This window comes from Streptomyces sp. NPDC038707, from assembly GCF_040636485.1.
Classification (GTDB): Bacteria; Actinomycetota; Actinomycetes; order Streptomycetales; family Streptomycetaceae; genus Streptomyces.
In genome coordinates this window covers 1-1,601 of record NZ_JBEZUP010000098.1, presented here as the reverse complement: position 1 = coordinate 1,601, position 1,601 = coordinate 1, and the positions used below count along the sequence as shown (strand labels likewise).

Annotated in this window: 1 protein-coding gene; it reads right to left on the bottom strand. The window is 72.9% G+C overall.

Annotated features, from left to right (window positions below; translation table 11 throughout):
* The coding region (locus AB0E62_RS39975; RefSeq protein ID WP_362206048.1) for a non-ribosomal peptide synthetase at positions 1 to 1,584 on the bottom strand (1,584 nt) is incomplete at its 3' end.
* Positions 1,585 to 1,601: the final 17 nt, after the last annotated feature.

Genomic DNA, 1,601 nt, shown 5'->3' with positions numbered 1-1,601 from the left:
CGGCGGGTCCGCCACGAGGCCGGGACGGCCGTCCTGGATGACCAGGCGTGAGCGCAGAATGTCGTGGTGGTCCAGGACCGCGCCCAACGTCGCCGCCAGACCCGCCGCGTCGATCGCCTCGGGAAGCTCCAGCAGGGCCGACATGGAGAACCTGTCGATGGCGCCGCCCGCCTCCAGCAGGTAGGCGCCGGCCGGGGGCAGCGGCATCCAGCCGACGCCGCCGCCCTCCAGTTCCGCCAGTTCCTCGGGCGCGGTGGCGGCACCGACCCGGGCTCCGGCGGCCAGTTCGGCCACGGTCCGGGACTCGAAGACCTGCCGGGGGCTGATCTCGACGCCGCGCGCCCGGGCGCGGGCCACCACCTGGATCGAACGGATGCTGTCACCGCCGATGGCGAAGAAATCGTCGTCCAACCCCACCCGGTCGAGCCCCAGCACCTCGGCATACACCGCCGCCAGCGTCCGCTCCTCCGGGGTGCGCGGCGCCCGGTACTCGCCGGCCGCGAACTCCGGCTCCGGCAGCGCCCTGCGGTCGACCTTCCCGTTCAGGTCCAGCGGCATCCGGTCCAGCACGACCAGCGCCGACGGCACCATGTACTCCGGCAGACGAGCAGCCACGAAACGGCGCACCTCCGCCACCTCGACGCCCGCGCGGAGGTCGGGGTCACCGGTGTCGCCGCCGTACGCGGGCACGACGTAGCCCACCAGTTGCCTGCCGCCCGTGCCGCGGCCCTCGCGGACCAGCACCACCGCCTGTGCGACCCCGGGGTGGGCGAGGAGCGCCGCCTCGATCTCGGCGGGTTCGACGCGGAAGCCGCGGATCTTCAGCTGGGAGTCGCCGCGCCCGAGGTATTCGAGCTGTCCGTCGGTGGTCCAGCGGACCAGGTCGCCGGTGCGGTACATCCGCTCACCGGCGGGCCCGAAGGGATCGGCCACGAACCGTTCCGCCGTCAGCCCGGGACGCCCGTGATACCCACGGCCCACCGCACCCCCGACATACAGCTCACCCACCACACCCACCGGCACCGGAGCGAGACCCGGACCCAGGACATACGCCCGCATGTTGCCCAGCGGCCGGCCGATCGGCACGTTGCCCGTTCCGCTCCAGTCCTCCGGGACCGGGTACGTGGTGGCGTAGAAGTCCTCGGTCTGGCCGTAGGCCTGCATCAGGCGCACGCCGGGGATCGCGTCGCGCACCTTCTCCAGCAGGGTCGCCGGCAGGGCGTCCCCGCCGAGGACGACCGTGTCCACGTGCAGCCGGCCGGAGACCTGGTCGAGGATCTCGGCGAACACCGACGGGACGGCCTGGAGCGCGCTGCCGGTCCAGCCGTCGCGCTTGGCGAGTTCGAGGATGTCCTCCACCACGTCGACGGTGGCGCCGACGCCGAGCGCGCTGAACACCTCGAACGCCGACACGTCGAAGTTCACCGAGGTGGCGCACAGCATCCGGGAGCCGGGGCGGAGCCCCACGGCCTCCGCCAGCCGGGACACTCCGTTGACGAGGTTGGCGTGGGTGATGGTGACGCCCTTGGGCTTCCCGGTGGAACCGGAGGTGTACATCACGTACGCCACGTTGTCCGGACGCAACGGCCCCGACCGCTCCG